A 13064-nucleotide genomic window follows, 5' to 3' on the forward strand; every position below is an offset into this window, starting at 1 on the left:
GCCGCCGTGCTGCGGATCGGCTTCCCGCACCACATGGTCGTAGTACGACACACAGAACCGCGACGACAGCGAGAATCGACCCGGGACGCCCGGCCCGCATAGGGCCGGACCCCGACGCCCGCCCCGCACCCGGCCGAAGGACGTGGAGCCGCTCATGAACACCGCACGGGACCTTGCGATCGCCGCCCTGTCCGCGGCACCCGACCGCCCGGTGGAACAGGGCGATCTCTCCCTCGCGCTCGCCGGAGCCGAGATCTTCGACCTCGTCGAGGCCAAGGCCCTCGTCCTGGACGGCGACCGCATCCTGCCCAACGCCCAGGCGCCCACCGGCGACCGCCTGCTGGACGAGGCCACCGCCGCCCTCGTACGGCGGGAGCCGTACGAGTCGGTCGAGGACTGGCTGTGGCGCCGGGGCCGCGGACTGGCCGCGGCCTACGTCGACGACCTGGAGCGGGTGGGCCTGACGACCCGCTCGCGCAGTCGCCGGCTGCCGGTGAAGTCCTGGCGCACGGAGCTCGTCGACTCGGCGGCGCGCAGCCGGGCCACCGGACGCCTGGCGGAGGGCGAGCCCGTCCTCACGGCCCTGGCGGCCGCCGCCGGCCTGCGCGACGAGCCCGCCGAGCAGGACTTCGGCGACGACGCCGTCGCGACCGTGCTGGCCGCCGTCGGCGACTCCGTGATGGAGCTGGAGGCGGTGCGCCAGCGCAAGCAGATCGAGGACGCGGCGTTCGACAACGTGTGGCGCGGCTACTAGGCCGGCCACGCCCCAGGGACGCCCGGCCGGAAGGAGTCGTATGGACGCCGCGGTGCAGAGCTACGTCGACGGGATCGCGCCCGAGCACCGGCCGCTGTTCGACCGGGTGCACGGGCTGATCCTGCGGACGTATACGGAAGCGGACGTCGTGCTGTCCTACGGCATGCCGACGTACCGGGTCGGGGACCGGAAGCTGCACGTGGGGGTGTGGCAGCACGGGGTCTCGTTCTACGGGTGGAACAAGGACCGGGCCGCGGGCTTCCTCGCCCGCCACCCGGACCTCGTCAGCGGGAAGGGGACCATCCGGCTGCGCTCGCGGGAGGCGGCGGACCTCTCCGACGAGGAGCTGGGCGATCTCCTGCACGCTTCGCTGGACGCCTGACAACCGCCGGGCCCAGAGCCCTACTTGCAGGTGCCGCTGCCCGTGTCGCCGTAGTTGAGCGCCGAGTTGTCGAAGCCGGGCCCGGGCAGCACGGGCTTGTAGTCCCAGCTGTAGCCGTGGGGCTTGAGCGTGAACTTCATGACGCCGAAGGCGCCGGCCTGGGCCGTGACGACGTTGGGGTTGTCGTAGGCGCCGGGCGTGCCGGCGAGGGTGTCGAGGGCCTCGCCGCCGGAGCCGACGATGAACTCCGGGATGCCGTGGGCCGGGTCGTACTCGCCCGCCGGGTCCATCGCGCGCAGCCGGGCGTACGCGTGCTGGTGGCCGTTGAGGACGAGCGTGGCGTGGTGCCGGTACAGGAGCTTCCACCACGCGTCGGCCGCCGCGCCCTCGATGCCGTCGGCGCCCGGCGCGGACGCGGGCACCGTCGCGGTCGAGGCCGTGGTGGCGCTGAAGGTGGGCTGGTGCCAGTAAGCGATCGTGCACGGGCGCCTGTTGGCGGCCAGATCCTGAGCGAGCCACCGGGTCTCCCGGCCGAGCAGGCCGTCGTCCGTCGTGGAGCAGTCGTGGCCGAACGCGTCGGAGTCGCACTCGGCGTTGAGCGAGACGATGTGCCAGTTGCCGAGGTCGTAGGAGTACCAGCCCTGCGTGGCGGCGGTGTCGTCGCCCGCCTGGCCCTGGGAGTTGGGGGTGCCGGACTGGTCGTGGCCGTTGAAGTAGCCGAAGTAGCCGACGCCGTTCTGCCCGGCCTCGTTGTCGCCCTTCTTGGTGTACGGGTAGTACTCGTGGTTGCCCGGCGCCGGACGCTCCAGCATCCTCAGGCCGCCCCACGCCTGCTCGAAGGACTTCTCGAAGTCGGTCAACTTGCCTACCTGGTACTGCTCGTCGCCCAGCAGGGCCACCGCGTCGGGGTGCATGCCGGTGGCCTGCTTCGCCGTGGCGAACTCGGCGCTCATGCCGCCCAGCGTGGGACTGCCGCACTTGAGCGACGCCGGGGTGCCGGCGTTCTCGTCGTCGTCCGGCTCGCAGGCGACGTCACCGACGGCCGCCAGGGTGTAGGAGGCCGCGCCGTGGTGGGCGTACGGCCAGTCGACGCCGCCCTGGTTCGCGGCGACGGCGGTGCCGGCGACCGCGAGGACGGCCAGTCCGAGGGCTGCGGAGGAGATCTTGGTGGCGCGTCTCATGTGCGGTGTCCTTTTCGGTGGGAACGGCCACCGCACGCTAAGCAGCCGGAGGGCCGGTTGACACCAACACGCGCTGACGGCTGCGTGAACTCCAGGCGCAGAAAGGTGAGTTCAAGGGGACGTCACACGAATGGCCCTGCCCGAAATGAAACCTCCCGCGCGGGCAGGCAGATTGGTCCACATGAAGCACACACACCGAACCCGACGGGAGATACCCATGCCTCGTGCATTCGCGATCAGCGCCGCCCTCGGCCTCGCTCTCGCAACCGGATTGGCCACGGCCGGATACGCGGTGGCCGCGCCCTCCGCCCCGCACCACGCGACGGTCCAGTCCCGCACCGTCTCCGCCGCCGACCACGACGGCTGGGGCTGGGACGACGACGGCGGCGACTGCAACGGCACCGGCAACATCTGTGCGTGAGACCCATCTCGCATGAGCCGGGGGTAGGCAGAGGAGGAGGGCCGACGGCCCGTTCCTCCTCCGCCTCCCTGACTTCTCTCCTTCGGCCGTACGCCCAGGGGGACTTGTGCGAAACCGGCCACGTTTTTGATCTTTGCTCGTCAGGTGTGGGGGGGGACGCGACCCACGAATGGGGAACACCTGATCCTGTACGGGGGATGAACAGACGCCCCATGGGCCCCAGGCCGAGCCGGGGCCGCCACCGTGCGCCCCGCTGTCCGGAGCCGTGCGAACACACGCGGAGCCGATGAGCGGCGGGGCTACTCGGCGGTGGCGAGGATGTCCGCCAATGCCGCGACGGCCTGTTCGGCGTCGGGGCCTTCGGCACGTACGGTCACGGTGCTCCCGACGGTGGCGCCCAGGCCCATCACAGCCAGCACGCCTGTCGGGTTGACGGTCCGGCCGGCGTGTTCGAGCTGTACGGCACTGGTGAATCCGGCCGTGGCGCGGGCGAGTTGGCCTGCCGGGCGGGCGTGCAGGTTGGCGGGCAGCACGACGGAGATTTCGTGGCCTGCCGTGGTCGTGGCGGTGAACTCAGAGCTTGTGGACATTGCGTGCCTCCTTGGCGGCGTCGGCGACGGTCTCGAGGTCGGCGCCGGATGCGGCTACGACGACGGCGGCGACGGCCCCTTCGACGAAGGGCGCGTCGACGAGGGTGACGTCGGGGCGAGGGTGGTCTTCCAGGACGGTGCGGGCGGTCAGGACCGAGCTGCCGAGGTCGGGAAGCACGACGACGCCGCCTCCGCGGTCTGCTTCCTTGATCGCGCTGAGCACCAGGTCGTAGCTGGTGCCGATCCGGCCGTCGTCGGTTCCTCCTGCGGTGGCGAGGGGGACGTCCTCCGAGCCGATCTGCTCCACCAGCAGGCGAAGGCCCGAGGCGAGCTCGGCGCTGTGGGACACAAGGACGATGCCAACAGGTGCGTTCATGAACAGCAACGTTAATTGTCAGAATGCTGTTCATCAATACGGAACGCGCACAGAATACTCCGACTCGGCAGGCGCGCACACCGCAGGCCGCCCGAGATCTCCCCTTCGAGCAGGCAGATCGCCGAGAGGCTGCAGCGTCCCGCGGCTCAGCCGCAGGCACACGAGGGCTGCGGAACCCCTTGACAGCCGCGAAACCCGGTCCTAATTTCTCGGAACATCGTTCATCGATGATGAACACGTTACCCGGACGCCGCTGGCTTTCCGGTTTCACCTGAGCCGGCCGCCGGGTTGCCCGACCCCGACCACCTGGCGGCCCCCTCCCTTCACAGCCCGCTCATGCGGAGGAGGTGAGCGCCCCGTGCAATGTGGCATGGGCGCCCAACTATGGAAGAGAACACGTACCCGCAGAAACTTCTCGCCGAGATGCTGGGCACCGCCGTGCTGGTCTTCATCGGCGTCGGCTCGGTACCCGCGACACTCATCGTCGGCGGCAATGCCCCGTTCACCATGGCTCAACTGGGAATGATCTCGCTCGCGTTCGCCACCGCGGTCATCGCGATGGTCTACTCGATCGGCCACATCTCCGGGTGTCAGATCAACCCGGCCATCACTCTGGCGCTCGCCGCCACGAAGAAGATGCCCTGGCGGGACGTCCCCGGCTACATCGCGGCGCAGGTGGCCGGAGCGGTGCTGGGCGCGCTCGCGATCGTGGGGGTCCTGGGGAAGAAGGCGGTCGACGTCGGCCTCGGTATCGCCGCCTACGGCACCGGTGTCGGAGCCGGGCAGGCCTTCTTCGCCGAAGCGGTCGGCACGTTCCTCCTCGCGTTCGTCGTGTTCGGTGCCATCGACCGGCGCTCGGCCGGTGGCTTCGCGGGCCTGGCCATCGGCCTCGGCGTCTTCGCGATCATCCTCCCCGTGGCGCCGGCCACCTCGGCATCCATCAACCCCGCCAGGACACTCGGCCCCATGATCACGGGAGAGCTGTTCGGGGGCACCGTCCACTGGAGCCAGCTGCCGGTCTACCTGGCCGCCGAGTTCATCGGCGCCGTCGCCGCCGGTTTCCTCTACGTCGCCCTGAACGCCGGGCGCACCGCAGTCGCCGCACCCCCCGCCGAGAAGCCGGCGGCCCAGCCCGCCACCGTCGAAGGAGCCCTGTCATGAAGAAGCTCATCAACGCTCCCGAGGCGGTTCTCGCCGACGCCCTGTCGGGTGTCGCCGCCGCCCACCCCGGGCTGAGCGTCGACACGGACAACAGGGTGATCACCCGAGCCGGCGGCACCCGCGCGGGCAAGGTGGCCCTGCTGTCCGGGGGTGGTTCCGGGCACGAGCCGCTGCACGGCGGCTTCGTGGGAACGGGCATGCTCGACGCGGCCTGCCCCGGCGAGGTGTTCACCTCCCCGGTCCCCGGCCAGATGCTCACCGCGGTCCAGGCCGTCGACGGCGGCGCAGGCGTCGTGTTCATCGTGAAGAACTACACCGGTGACGTCCTCAACTTCCAGATGGCCGCCGAACTCGCCGCCGAGGAAGGCATCACCGTGGAGACCGTCCTGGTCGACGACGACGTCGCCGTCCAGGACTCCACCTACACCGCCGGCCGCCGCGGCACCGGAGCCACCGTCTTCGTCGAGAAGATCGCCGGTGCCCTCGCCGAGCAGGGCGCCGACCTCGCCGCCGTGGCGGAGATGGCCAAGCGGGTCAACGCCTCCTCACGGTCCTTCGCCGTGGCCCTGACCGCCTGCACCACGCCCGCCTCCGGCAAGCCCGGCTTCGACCTGCCCGAGGACGAGATGGAGGTCGGTGTCGGCATCCACGGCGAGCCCGGTCGCCGCAGGGAGAAGCTGCGCACCGCCAAGGAGATCGTGGCCACGGCCCTGGACGCGATCCTCGACGACCAGCCGCCGGCCGCCGGGGACGACACCATCGTCATGGTCAACGGCCTGGGCGGCACCCCGCTCATCGAGCTGTACGTGGTGTTCAACGAGGTGGCGCAGGTGCTCGCCGCGAAGAACGTGACCATCGCCCGCAGCCTGGTCGGCAACTACGTCACCAGCCTGGACATGGCGGGCGTCTCCATCACGGTGTGCAAGGCCGACGCCGACATGCTCGCCCTGTGGGACGCGCCCGTGAACACCCCCGCCCTGCGCTGGGGCGTCTGAACCGAGCCGGGGGCCGGCCGCCCGGCCCGCGAGGGCCGGGGCCGGAGCCTCCCCGCAGCCGGCTCTCCCCGGACCGCACCCCCACCGCATGCGGCCGCCGCCCCCGGCTCATCTCCCGCACAACCCCGCCACGCACGTATCGAACGGAGCATTCCGTGGACATCGACCTCGCCCGCACGTGGGTGCAGGCCATCGGCGCCGCCGTGGAACAGCACGAGGACCACCTCACCCAGCTCGACTCGGCCATCGGCGACGCCGACCACGGCGTCAACATGCATCGCGGCTTCTCGGCCGTCACCACGGCCCTGGACGACGTCGCCCCGGACACCGTCGGTGCCCTGCTGGTGAAGGCGGGCACCACCCTCATCTCCAGCGTCGGCGGCGCTTCCGGCCCGCTGTACGGGGGCGCCTTCCGCGCCATGGGCAGGACGCTGGACAGCCCCGAGGCCACATCCCGGGAATTCGCCCACGCACTCGCCGCCGGCCTGGCCGCCGTCCAGAAGCTCGGCGCCGCCTCACCGGGTGACAAGACGATGATCGACGCCTACGCGCCCGCGCTGGCCGCCTTCCGGCAGCGGGCCGATGCCGGAGCCGGCCTCGCCGCGGCCGCCCTGGCCGCGGCGGACGCCGCCGAGGACGGCATGCGTGCCACCACCCCGATGCAGGCTCGCAAGGGACGCGCCTCCTACCTCGGTGCGCGCAGCGTCGGCCACCCGGACCCCGGTGCCGCCTCCACCGCCCTGATCTTCCGTGCCCTGGCCGAGACGGCGGTGGCCCGATGAGCGACCGCCTCACCTTCGCAGGGCACGCCGCGGCAGCCGGCACCGCGTTGGGCTTCCTGCGCCGCACCGACCGCCCCACCCCGCGCGGCACGCTGCCGCAGCGCACCCATGGCGACGGCCCGCAGCAGATCACCGACGCCTTCGACGCCGTCGCCGCCCGCCTGCTCGAACTGTCCGCCTCGCTGCGCGAACAGGGCAAGGACGAACAGGCCGACATCATGGAGGTCAACGGCTACATCGCGCAGGACGCGGATCTGCGCGAGCAGGCCGTCAAGCGAGCGCACGAGGGCCGGCCGGTGGCCGTCGCCGTGCGGCAGGCCATCGACGCCTACGCCTCGGTCATCGCCGCCCTGGACGACCCGACCCTCGCCGACCGCGCAGCCGACGTACGCCAGGTCGGCCGCCGCGTCCTGGCCCACCTGTACGGCGAGACCGGCCCCGCACCCGACCAGCCCCTGATCCTGGTCGCGCACGAGATCGGGGCCGCGGACCTGCTGGAACCGGGTCAGACCGTGACCGGCGCCCTCTCCGTCACCGGCGGACCGAACGCCCACGCCGCGATCGTCGCCCGCTCCCAGGGCATCCCTCTCCTGCTCGCCGTCGACCCGCGGCTGCTGGAGTTGCCCGACGGCCAGGAGATCCTCCTCGACGGCGCACACGCCACCGCCGTCGTCCATCCCGGCGACGACGAACGCACCACCGCTCAGCAGGCCGTCGACGCGGCACGGCGCCGAAGGTTCGCGCTCGCGCAGGAACGCGACCTGCCGGCCCGGACAATCGACGAGCACGACATCATTCTGCGGGCCAACGTGGCCACACCTGCCGAGGCCCGGACCGTCCTGACCGCCGGCGGCGACGGGGTCGGGCTACTGCGTACCGAACTGCCCTTCCTCAACCACACCGCCTGGCCCACCCGCAACCAGCACGCGGCCGCCCTCGTCCCCGTGATGCGCGCCCTCTCCGGGCAGACCGTCACCGCCCGGACCCTCGACTTCGCCGACGACAAACTCCCGCCGTTCCTCGCCGAGGGACGTGAGGGCGAGCGGCTCGGCCGCGGCCTGCCGCTGATGCTCGCCCAACCCGACGCCTTCACCGACCAGTTCCGCAGTCTGCTCAGCGCCGGAGCCGACACCGACCTGCGCATCATGATCCCCATGGTCGCGAGCGTCGACGAACTGCGCGCCTGCCGTGCTCTCCTCGATGCCGCGGCCGCCGAACTCGGCGTCAGCGCACCGCCGCTGGGCATCATGGTGGAACTGCCCGAAGCCGTCGCCGCGGCTGATGAACTCGCCCGCGAAGCGGCCTTCCTCTCGATCGGCAGCAACGACCTCACCAGCCAGATCGTGGGCATCGACCGCCGCGACCCGGCTGCCACCCCGGCCATGGCCGCGCACCCTGCCGTCCTGCAGGCCATCGCCGAGGTCGTCACCGCCGCGCACCGCCATCGCCGTCAGGTCTCCGTCTGCGGTGACGCCGCCGCCCACCCCCTCGTGATCCCCCTGCTCATCGGCCTCGGCGTCGACATCCTCTCCGCAGCCCCCTCCGCGCTCGACGAAGTCCGCGCCCGCATCCGCCGCCTGCGCCACGACGCCTGCTCCTCGCTGGCCGTCGGCGCCCTCACCCGCGACAGTCCCGAGGAGGTATGGCGGCTGGTGCAGCAGACGTGCATGCCGTCGCTGCCCTGACACCGATGCCTGGTGCGGGTGGGGCGGTCGGTCAGGCTTTGGCCGCCGTGTCGGCCAGGGCACGGAAGATCAGGGCCGTCGAGGTCGCTCCCGGGTCCTGGTGGCCGACGCTGCGCGGCCCGAGGTAGGAGGCGCGGCCCTTGCGTGCCTGCAAGGGCGTGGTGGCGCGCATGCCCTCCTCGGCGGCGTCGGCGGCTGCCGCCGCCGCGTCGGCGAGGCCGGTGCCCTGACGGGCCTGCTCCGTGAAGGCCGCCACGGCGGGCGCGTAGGCGTCGATCATCGTCTTGTCGCCGGGGACGGCCGCGCCCAGCTTCTGGATGCTCTCCAGACCGGCGGCGAGTGCCCCGGCGAACGCGAGCGGATCGGCGGCAGGGACGTCCAGGGCCTTGCCCAGTGCGCGGAACGCACTCCCGTACAGCGGCCCCGAGGCACCCCCGATGGTGGAGATGAGGGTGGTGCCGGTCTTGATGAAGACGGCTCCGACCGTGTCCGGGGCGAGGTCCGCAACGGCGGCGGCAGCGGCGGTGAACCCGCGGTCCAGGTTGGTCCCGTGGTCGGCGTCACCGATCGCCGAGTCGAGTTGGGTGAGGTGATCCTTGTGCCGGCCCACGGCGACGGTGATGGCCTGCACCCACGCTCGGGCGAGGTCGATGTCCATGGGGGTCTCCGTTCGATGATCGGTGCATACGGGGTCGGTGGTGGGAGGAGCCGGGGACGCGGACGGTCAGCCCGGCCCCGAACCGGTTCAGGAGACCCGTCGCGGGGTGGAGGCGTTCACGGGCACGTCCCGCAAGGACAGGATGTCGGCATCCGCCCCGCGCACGCCCGGCTGCGTTCTCGGCCATCCGACGGTGCGCACCGGGCCGATCCCGGCACGGACGCTTCACCTCCTGCGCGCGATGCCTGTTGCGAACGTGGCGCTGTTCATCATCGATGAACGTGGTTCCGGAAGTTAAGCCCGCATTTCACGCCTGTCAAGAGGGGGTGCGCCAGCCGTCCGCCCACCGCGGCGTGGCGGGCCCGCCACGCCAGGAACGGGCACGCTCAGATGCCGGTGGTGAACGCGCCGCGGCGCGGGGCACCCAGGTCGCGGGAGAGGTTGCGGGCGGTCTCACGGACCGCGACGGCGAGTTCCCGGCGCTCCGGTTCGCCCAGAACGCGCTCGACCGGGCCGACGATGCCGATGGCGCCCACCACCTCGCCGGAGCGGTCGAACACCGGCGAGGCGATACCCGCGTCCCCGATGGCCGACTCCTGGTCCTCGACGGCGTACCCCACCTTGACGACGTCCTCCAGGTGCCGCTCCAGGTCCTCCCGGCCGGTCATGCTGGCGCCGGTGAGCACGGTCAGGTCCCCGGCCAGCAGGCGGTCGCGGTCCTCCGCCGGCAGCGACGCCACGATGGCCTTGCCCAGGGCGCAGGTGTTCCACGGGATGTTCGCGCCCACCTCGAGAATCTGCACCGCCCCCTCGGGACGGAAGGCGTGGTGGACGATCAGCACGTGGTCACCCGTGAGGACTCCCACCCACACGGCTTCCTTCGTCCGGTTGGCCAGAGCGTCCGCCCAGGTCAGCGACCTTGTCCGCAGCTCCTGAGTGTCCAGATAGGCGTTGCCCAGATGCACCAGGTTCGGTCCGAGCTGGTACTTCGAGCTGTCCCGGTCCTGCGAGACCAGGCCCTCCATCTCCAGCGTGCGCAGCAGCGCGTGCACCGTGGGCTTGGCCACGCCCAGCCGGTCGGCCAGTTCCGTCACACCCAGCCGGGGCCCACCGGAGGCGAGCTCCCGCAAGATCTGCACTGCTCGATGGACGGCCTGGACCATGGACATCTCCGATTCGGTATTCCTGAACAGCGTTCTGAGATCTGATGTGACTGTTCATGGGTGCACCCGTCGGCATGGTACTCGCGTCCCGCAGCGCCGAACTCGCCACAGGCCTGCGCCTTCTCGTACAGCGGATCGGCGGCGCTCGACGCCGGTGCACGCGGCCGGGGCGGGCATGCGAGCCCACCCTCAGGCGGCGGTCGCCCCCAGCAGCGTCCGGCAGTTGTGCCACAGCGGGCTCAGCCGGCCGGTGTTGTTGTAGAGCTTGGCGAACAGGACCTGGCCCTCCAGCTGGGCCACCACCGCACGCGCCGCCTCTCCCGTGTCCGCCACGGTGATGTCACCGCGCTCGCGCGCCTCGGCGACGACCGACTCGACCATCGCGACCTGCGCCTCGAAGATCTCCTGAAGACGCTCGCGTACGGACTCGGTCTGGTTGCTCAACTCCAGCGTGAGATTGCCGAACAGACAGCCCGCGACCGTGCCGCAGGCCTCCTGCGCGGCATGCTGCGCGGCCTCCGTCTCCTCGAACAACCGCCGCAGCCGCTCCAGCGGTTCGGCGTCCCCTCCCAGTGCGCGCGCCCAGTCGCGCTGCTGGGCCGCCCAGTGCTCGTCCACGACGGCGAGCGCGAGGACTTCCTTGGACTCGAAGAAGTGGTAGAAGCTGCCCTTGGGCACACCGGCCGCCGTGCAGATCTCGGCCACGCCCAGCGCGGAGTAACCACGCGCCTCGATCAGCGAACGGGCGGCGGCGAGGATCTTCTGCTTGGCGTCACTGGTACGTCCCACGCGTTCATGGTACGTGATTACTAGACCGGTCGGCTAGCCAGTCCGGCCGACCCACGGCCCGGATCGAGCCGACACGGCGCCCGACGCCCGACGCGTCACAGCACCGGCAGCCCGTCCGCCTCGCGCCGCTCCAAGCGCGCCACCAGCTCCGCCGCCGACGCCTTGATCGTCTCCAGGCCGGGCCGCCCCCACGGCCGCGGTTCCACGTCGACCACGCACACGGTGCCCAGCACCATCCCGGTGCTGTCGATGAGCGGTGCGCCCAGGTACGAGCGGATGCCGAACTCGTCGACCACCGGATTGCCCGCGAACCGCGGATAGTCGCACACGTCCTCCAGGACCAGCGCCTTGCGCCGCACCACCACATGCGGGCAGAAGCCGTGGTCGCGAGCCAGCTCCCGGCCCAGCACGGGCGTCGTCCCGTCCGGCCTCACCACCGGGAACGGCACGTCCGACAGATGCAGGCCCGCGAAGAACTGCCGGTGCTCGTCGATGAAGTTGACCATGGCGTACGGCGCCCCGGTCAGCTCGGCGAGACGGTCCGCGTAGCCGTCGAGGGCCGGGTCGGCGCACTCCCCCAGACCCAGTCTGCCCAGGCGCAGAGCACGCGCGGGGGCCTCCTTGTCCTCGGGGGTCAGCAGCAGACGACCTGCCGGGCGCGACGGGTCGTACGTCATGGGCGGGCTCCGTCACTGTGGACGTGGGTCATATACGGGCTCCGTGGCGGTGTGCGGGGATCACATGTGGGCGCCGTGGCTCGGCGCGTGCGCCGGGGCGTAGGCGATGAGGTGCCGTACGAGCGTCAGCAGCGTCTGCACCCCGGAACTGGAGATGCGCGCGTCGCAGCGCACGATCGGGATCTCCGGGGGCAGGTCGATGGCGGCGCGGACCTCCTCGGGGTCGTAGCGGTAGGAGCCGTCGAACTCGTTGATCGCGACGATGAAGCCGAGGCCGCGCTGCTCGAAGAAGTCGACGGCCGCGAAGCACTCCTCCAGGCGGCGGGTGTCGGCGAGGATGACCGCGCCGAGCGCGCCCTCGGAGAGCTCGTCCCACATGAACCAGAACCGCTCCTGGCCGGGCGTGCCGAACAGATACAGCACATGCTCCGGATCGAGGGTGATGCGGCCGAAGTCCATGGCCACCGTCGTCTCGACCTTGTTCTCGATCCCGTCGAGACTGTCGGTCGCGGCGCTGACCGTGGTGAGCAGCTCCTCCGTGCTGAGCGGCGCGATCTCGCTGACCGCTCCCACGAAGGTCGTCTTGCCGACTCCGAACCCTCCCGCCACCAGGATCTTCAGTGCGGTCGGGAAGGGGTCAGAGCTGTCGTCGTAGTCCATCGAGCACTGCCTCCAGAAGGGCCCGGTCAGTCGGGTTGTGGTGGAACTCGGGGGGCTTGGTGGTGAGCGCCCCGCAGTCGACGAGGTCCGACAGCAGCACCTTGGTGACCACCGCCGGCAGCTTCAGATGGGCGGCCACCTCGGCGACCGAGACGGGCGCGCGGCACAGGTCGAGCGCCAGCGCGTGCTCGGGGCCCAGATAGCCGAGCGGGGTGGCGCCGGTGGCCATCACGTGCGACAGGAGGTCGAGCGCGATGCTGGGCCGGGTACGACCGTTGCTGACCGTGAACGGGCGTACGAGCCGGCCGGCCGCGTCGTCGAGCCAGGGCCCGTCGCCGACCGCCGCCACGCTCAAGGCCTCATCGCCGGCGGTTCGACGGCGTGCTGCCGGGGGGCGGTGACCAGGTAGGGGCGGACGCTCTTGACCAGCATCGCCATCTCGTAGCCGAGCACCGCCGCGTCCGCCTCGCGGCCCGCGAGGACGGCCAGACAGGTCCCGGAGCCCGCGGTGGTCACGAACAGCAGGGTCGAGTCGAGTTCGACGACGACCTGGCGTACGTCGCCGCCGTCGCCGAAGCGGACTCCGGCGCTGCGGCCCAGGGAGTACAGGCCGGAGGCCAGTGCGGCCATGTGGTCGGCACTGTCCGGGTCGAGGCCGTGGACCGACTTCACGAGTCCGTCGCAGGACAGGAGCACCGCACTGGTGGTGTGGGGTACGCGCTGCACGAGGCCGCTCATCAGCCAGTCGAGATCGGATACATGGCCGGTCGGCACATCGCTCGCCATGATG

Annotated in this window: 17 protein-coding genes; 7 read left to right on the forward strand and 10 right to left on the reverse strand. The window is 71.4% G+C overall.

Annotated features, from left to right (window positions below):
• Positions 1 to 154: 154 nt before the first annotated feature.
• Together ACFU97_RS13600 and ACFU97_RS13605 are read left to right on the forward strand one after the other, a co-directional pair.
• Positions 155 to 754: a GPP34 family phosphoprotein gene (locus ACFU97_RS13600; RefSeq protein WP_384255077.1), complete on the forward strand. Its 600-nt coding sequence runs from the start codon at positions 155 to 157 to the stop codon at positions 752 to 754.
• Between the two features lie 40 nt (positions 755 to 794).
• Positions 795 to 1136, forward strand: coding sequence for a DUF1801 domain-containing protein (locus tag ACFU97_RS13605; protein WP_384255079.1), 342 nt, complete (start codon positions 795 to 797; stop codon positions 1134 to 1136).
• 20 nt (positions 1137 to 1156) lie between these two features.
• Here the strand turns inward: ACFU97_RS13605 and ACFU97_RS13610 are convergent, their stop codons facing one another.
• Positions 1157 to 2317 carry a metallophosphoesterase family protein gene (locus tag ACFU97_RS13610; protein ID WP_384255082.1) on the reverse strand — a complete coding sequence of 387 codons (1161 nt, stop codon included), beginning with the start codon at positions 2315 to 2317 and terminating at the stop codon, positions 1157 to 1159.
• 217 nt (positions 2318 to 2534) lie between these two features.
• On the opposite strand from ACFU97_RS13610, the gene ACFU97_RS13615 reads away from it, so the two are divergent.
• Positions 2535 to 2738, forward strand: coding sequence for a hypothetical protein (locus ACFU97_RS13615; protein WP_384255084.1), 204 nt, complete (start codon positions 2535 to 2537; stop codon positions 2736 to 2738).
• 299 nt (positions 2739 to 3037) lie between these two features.
• Here the strand turns inward: ACFU97_RS13615 and ACFU97_RS13620 are convergent, their stop codons facing one another.
• Entirely contained in the window at positions 3038 to 3328 is a 291-nt protein-coding gene (locus ACFU97_RS13620; RefSeq protein ID WP_384255086.1) for an HPr family phosphocarrier protein, read from the reverse strand.
• On the reverse strand, positions 3312 to 3704 hold the full coding sequence (dhaM, locus tag ACFU97_RS13625) for a dihydroxyacetone kinase phosphoryl donor subunit DhaM (protein ID WP_384255088.1): 393 nt from the start codon (positions 3702 to 3704) through the stop codon (positions 3312 to 3314). The genes ACFU97_RS13620 and dhaM overlap by 17 nt, the downstream gene beginning before the upstream one ends.
• Before the next feature lie 384 nt (positions 3705 to 4088).
• Between dhaM and ACFU97_RS13630 the strand changes: the two genes are divergently transcribed.
• The 4 genes from ACFU97_RS13630 (at position 4089) to ACFU97_RS13645 (ending at position 8327) form a co-directional block, all read left to right on the forward strand.
• Positions 4089 to 4865: an MIP/aquaporin family protein gene (locus ACFU97_RS13630; protein ID WP_384255091.1), complete on the forward strand. Its 777-nt coding sequence runs from the start codon at positions 4089 to 4091 to the stop codon at positions 4863 to 4865.
• The gene (dhaK, locus tag ACFU97_RS13635) at positions 4862 to 5860 is read left to right on the forward strand and encodes a dihydroxyacetone kinase subunit DhaK (RefSeq protein ID WP_384255093.1); all 999 of its coding nucleotides are present in this window, start codon (positions 4862 to 4864) and stop codon (positions 5858 to 5860) included. Before ACFU97_RS13630 ends, dhaK begins: the two co-directional genes overlap by 4 nt.
• Positions 5861 to 6015: 155 nt before the next feature.
• A complete protein-coding gene (gene dhaL / locus ACFU97_RS13640; RefSeq protein WP_384255096.1) occupies positions 6016 to 6642 on the forward strand; it encodes a dihydroxyacetone kinase subunit DhaL in 627 nt (208 codons plus the stop codon).
• A complete protein-coding gene (locus ACFU97_RS13645) occupies positions 6639 to 8327 on the forward strand; it encodes a putative PEP-binding protein (RefSeq protein WP_384255098.1) in 1689 nt (562 codons plus the stop codon). Before dhaL (ACFU97_RS13640) ends, ACFU97_RS13645 begins: the two co-directional genes overlap by 4 nt.
• A 31-nt stretch (positions 8328 to 8358) precedes the next feature.
• On the opposite strand, the gene dhaL (ACFU97_RS13650) is transcribed toward ACFU97_RS13645, so the two are convergent.
• The 7 genes from dhaL (ACFU97_RS13650) to ACFU97_RS13680 all read right to left on the reverse strand — a co-directional run bounded on the left by dhaL (ACFU97_RS13650) (position 8359) and on the right by ACFU97_RS13680 (position 13060).
• Complete coding sequence (dhaL, locus tag ACFU97_RS13650; RefSeq protein ID WP_384255101.1) at positions 8359 to 8985, reverse strand: dihydroxyacetone kinase subunit DhaL; 627 nt, start codon at positions 8983 to 8985, stop codon at positions 8359 to 8361.
• 386 nt (positions 8986 to 9371) lie between these two features.
• Positions 9372 to 10154: an IclR family transcriptional regulator gene (locus tag ACFU97_RS13655; RefSeq protein WP_384255103.1), complete on the reverse strand. Its 783-nt coding sequence runs from the start codon at positions 10152 to 10154 to the stop codon at positions 9372 to 9374.
• A 183-nt stretch (positions 10155 to 10337) separates the two neighbouring features.
• A complete protein-coding gene (locus tag ACFU97_RS13660; RefSeq protein ID WP_384255105.1) occupies positions 10338 to 10937 on the reverse strand; it encodes a TetR/AcrR family transcriptional regulator in 600 nt (199 codons plus the stop codon).
• Positions 10938 to 11032: 95 nt separating this feature from the next.
• Positions 11033 to 11614 carry a GAF domain-containing protein gene (locus ACFU97_RS13665; RefSeq protein WP_384255108.1) on the reverse strand — a complete coding sequence of 194 codons (582 nt, stop codon included), beginning with the start codon at positions 11612 to 11614 and terminating at the stop codon, positions 11033 to 11035.
• Positions 11615 to 11674: 60 nt separating this feature from the next.
• A complete protein-coding gene (locus ACFU97_RS13670) occupies positions 11675 to 12274 on the reverse strand; it encodes an ATP/GTP-binding protein (RefSeq protein WP_384255110.1) in 600 nt (199 codons plus the stop codon).
• A complete protein-coding gene (locus ACFU97_RS13675) occupies positions 12252 to 12623 on the reverse strand; it encodes a DUF742 domain-containing protein (RefSeq protein WP_384255351.1) in 372 nt (123 codons plus the stop codon). The genes ACFU97_RS13670 and ACFU97_RS13675 overlap by 23 nt, the downstream gene beginning before the upstream one ends.
• A 2-nt stretch (positions 12624 to 12625) precedes the next feature.
• Positions 12626 to 13060 carry a roadblock/LC7 domain-containing protein gene (locus tag ACFU97_RS13680; protein ID WP_384255112.1) on the reverse strand — a complete coding sequence of 145 codons (435 nt, stop codon included), beginning with the start codon at positions 13058 to 13060 and terminating at the stop codon, positions 12626 to 12628.
• Positions 13061 to 13064: the final 4 nt, after the last annotated feature.

The organism is Streptomyces sp. NPDC057616 (assembly GCF_042800575.1).
GTDB lineage: Bacteria > Actinomycetota > Actinomycetes > Streptomycetales > Streptomycetaceae > Streptomyces.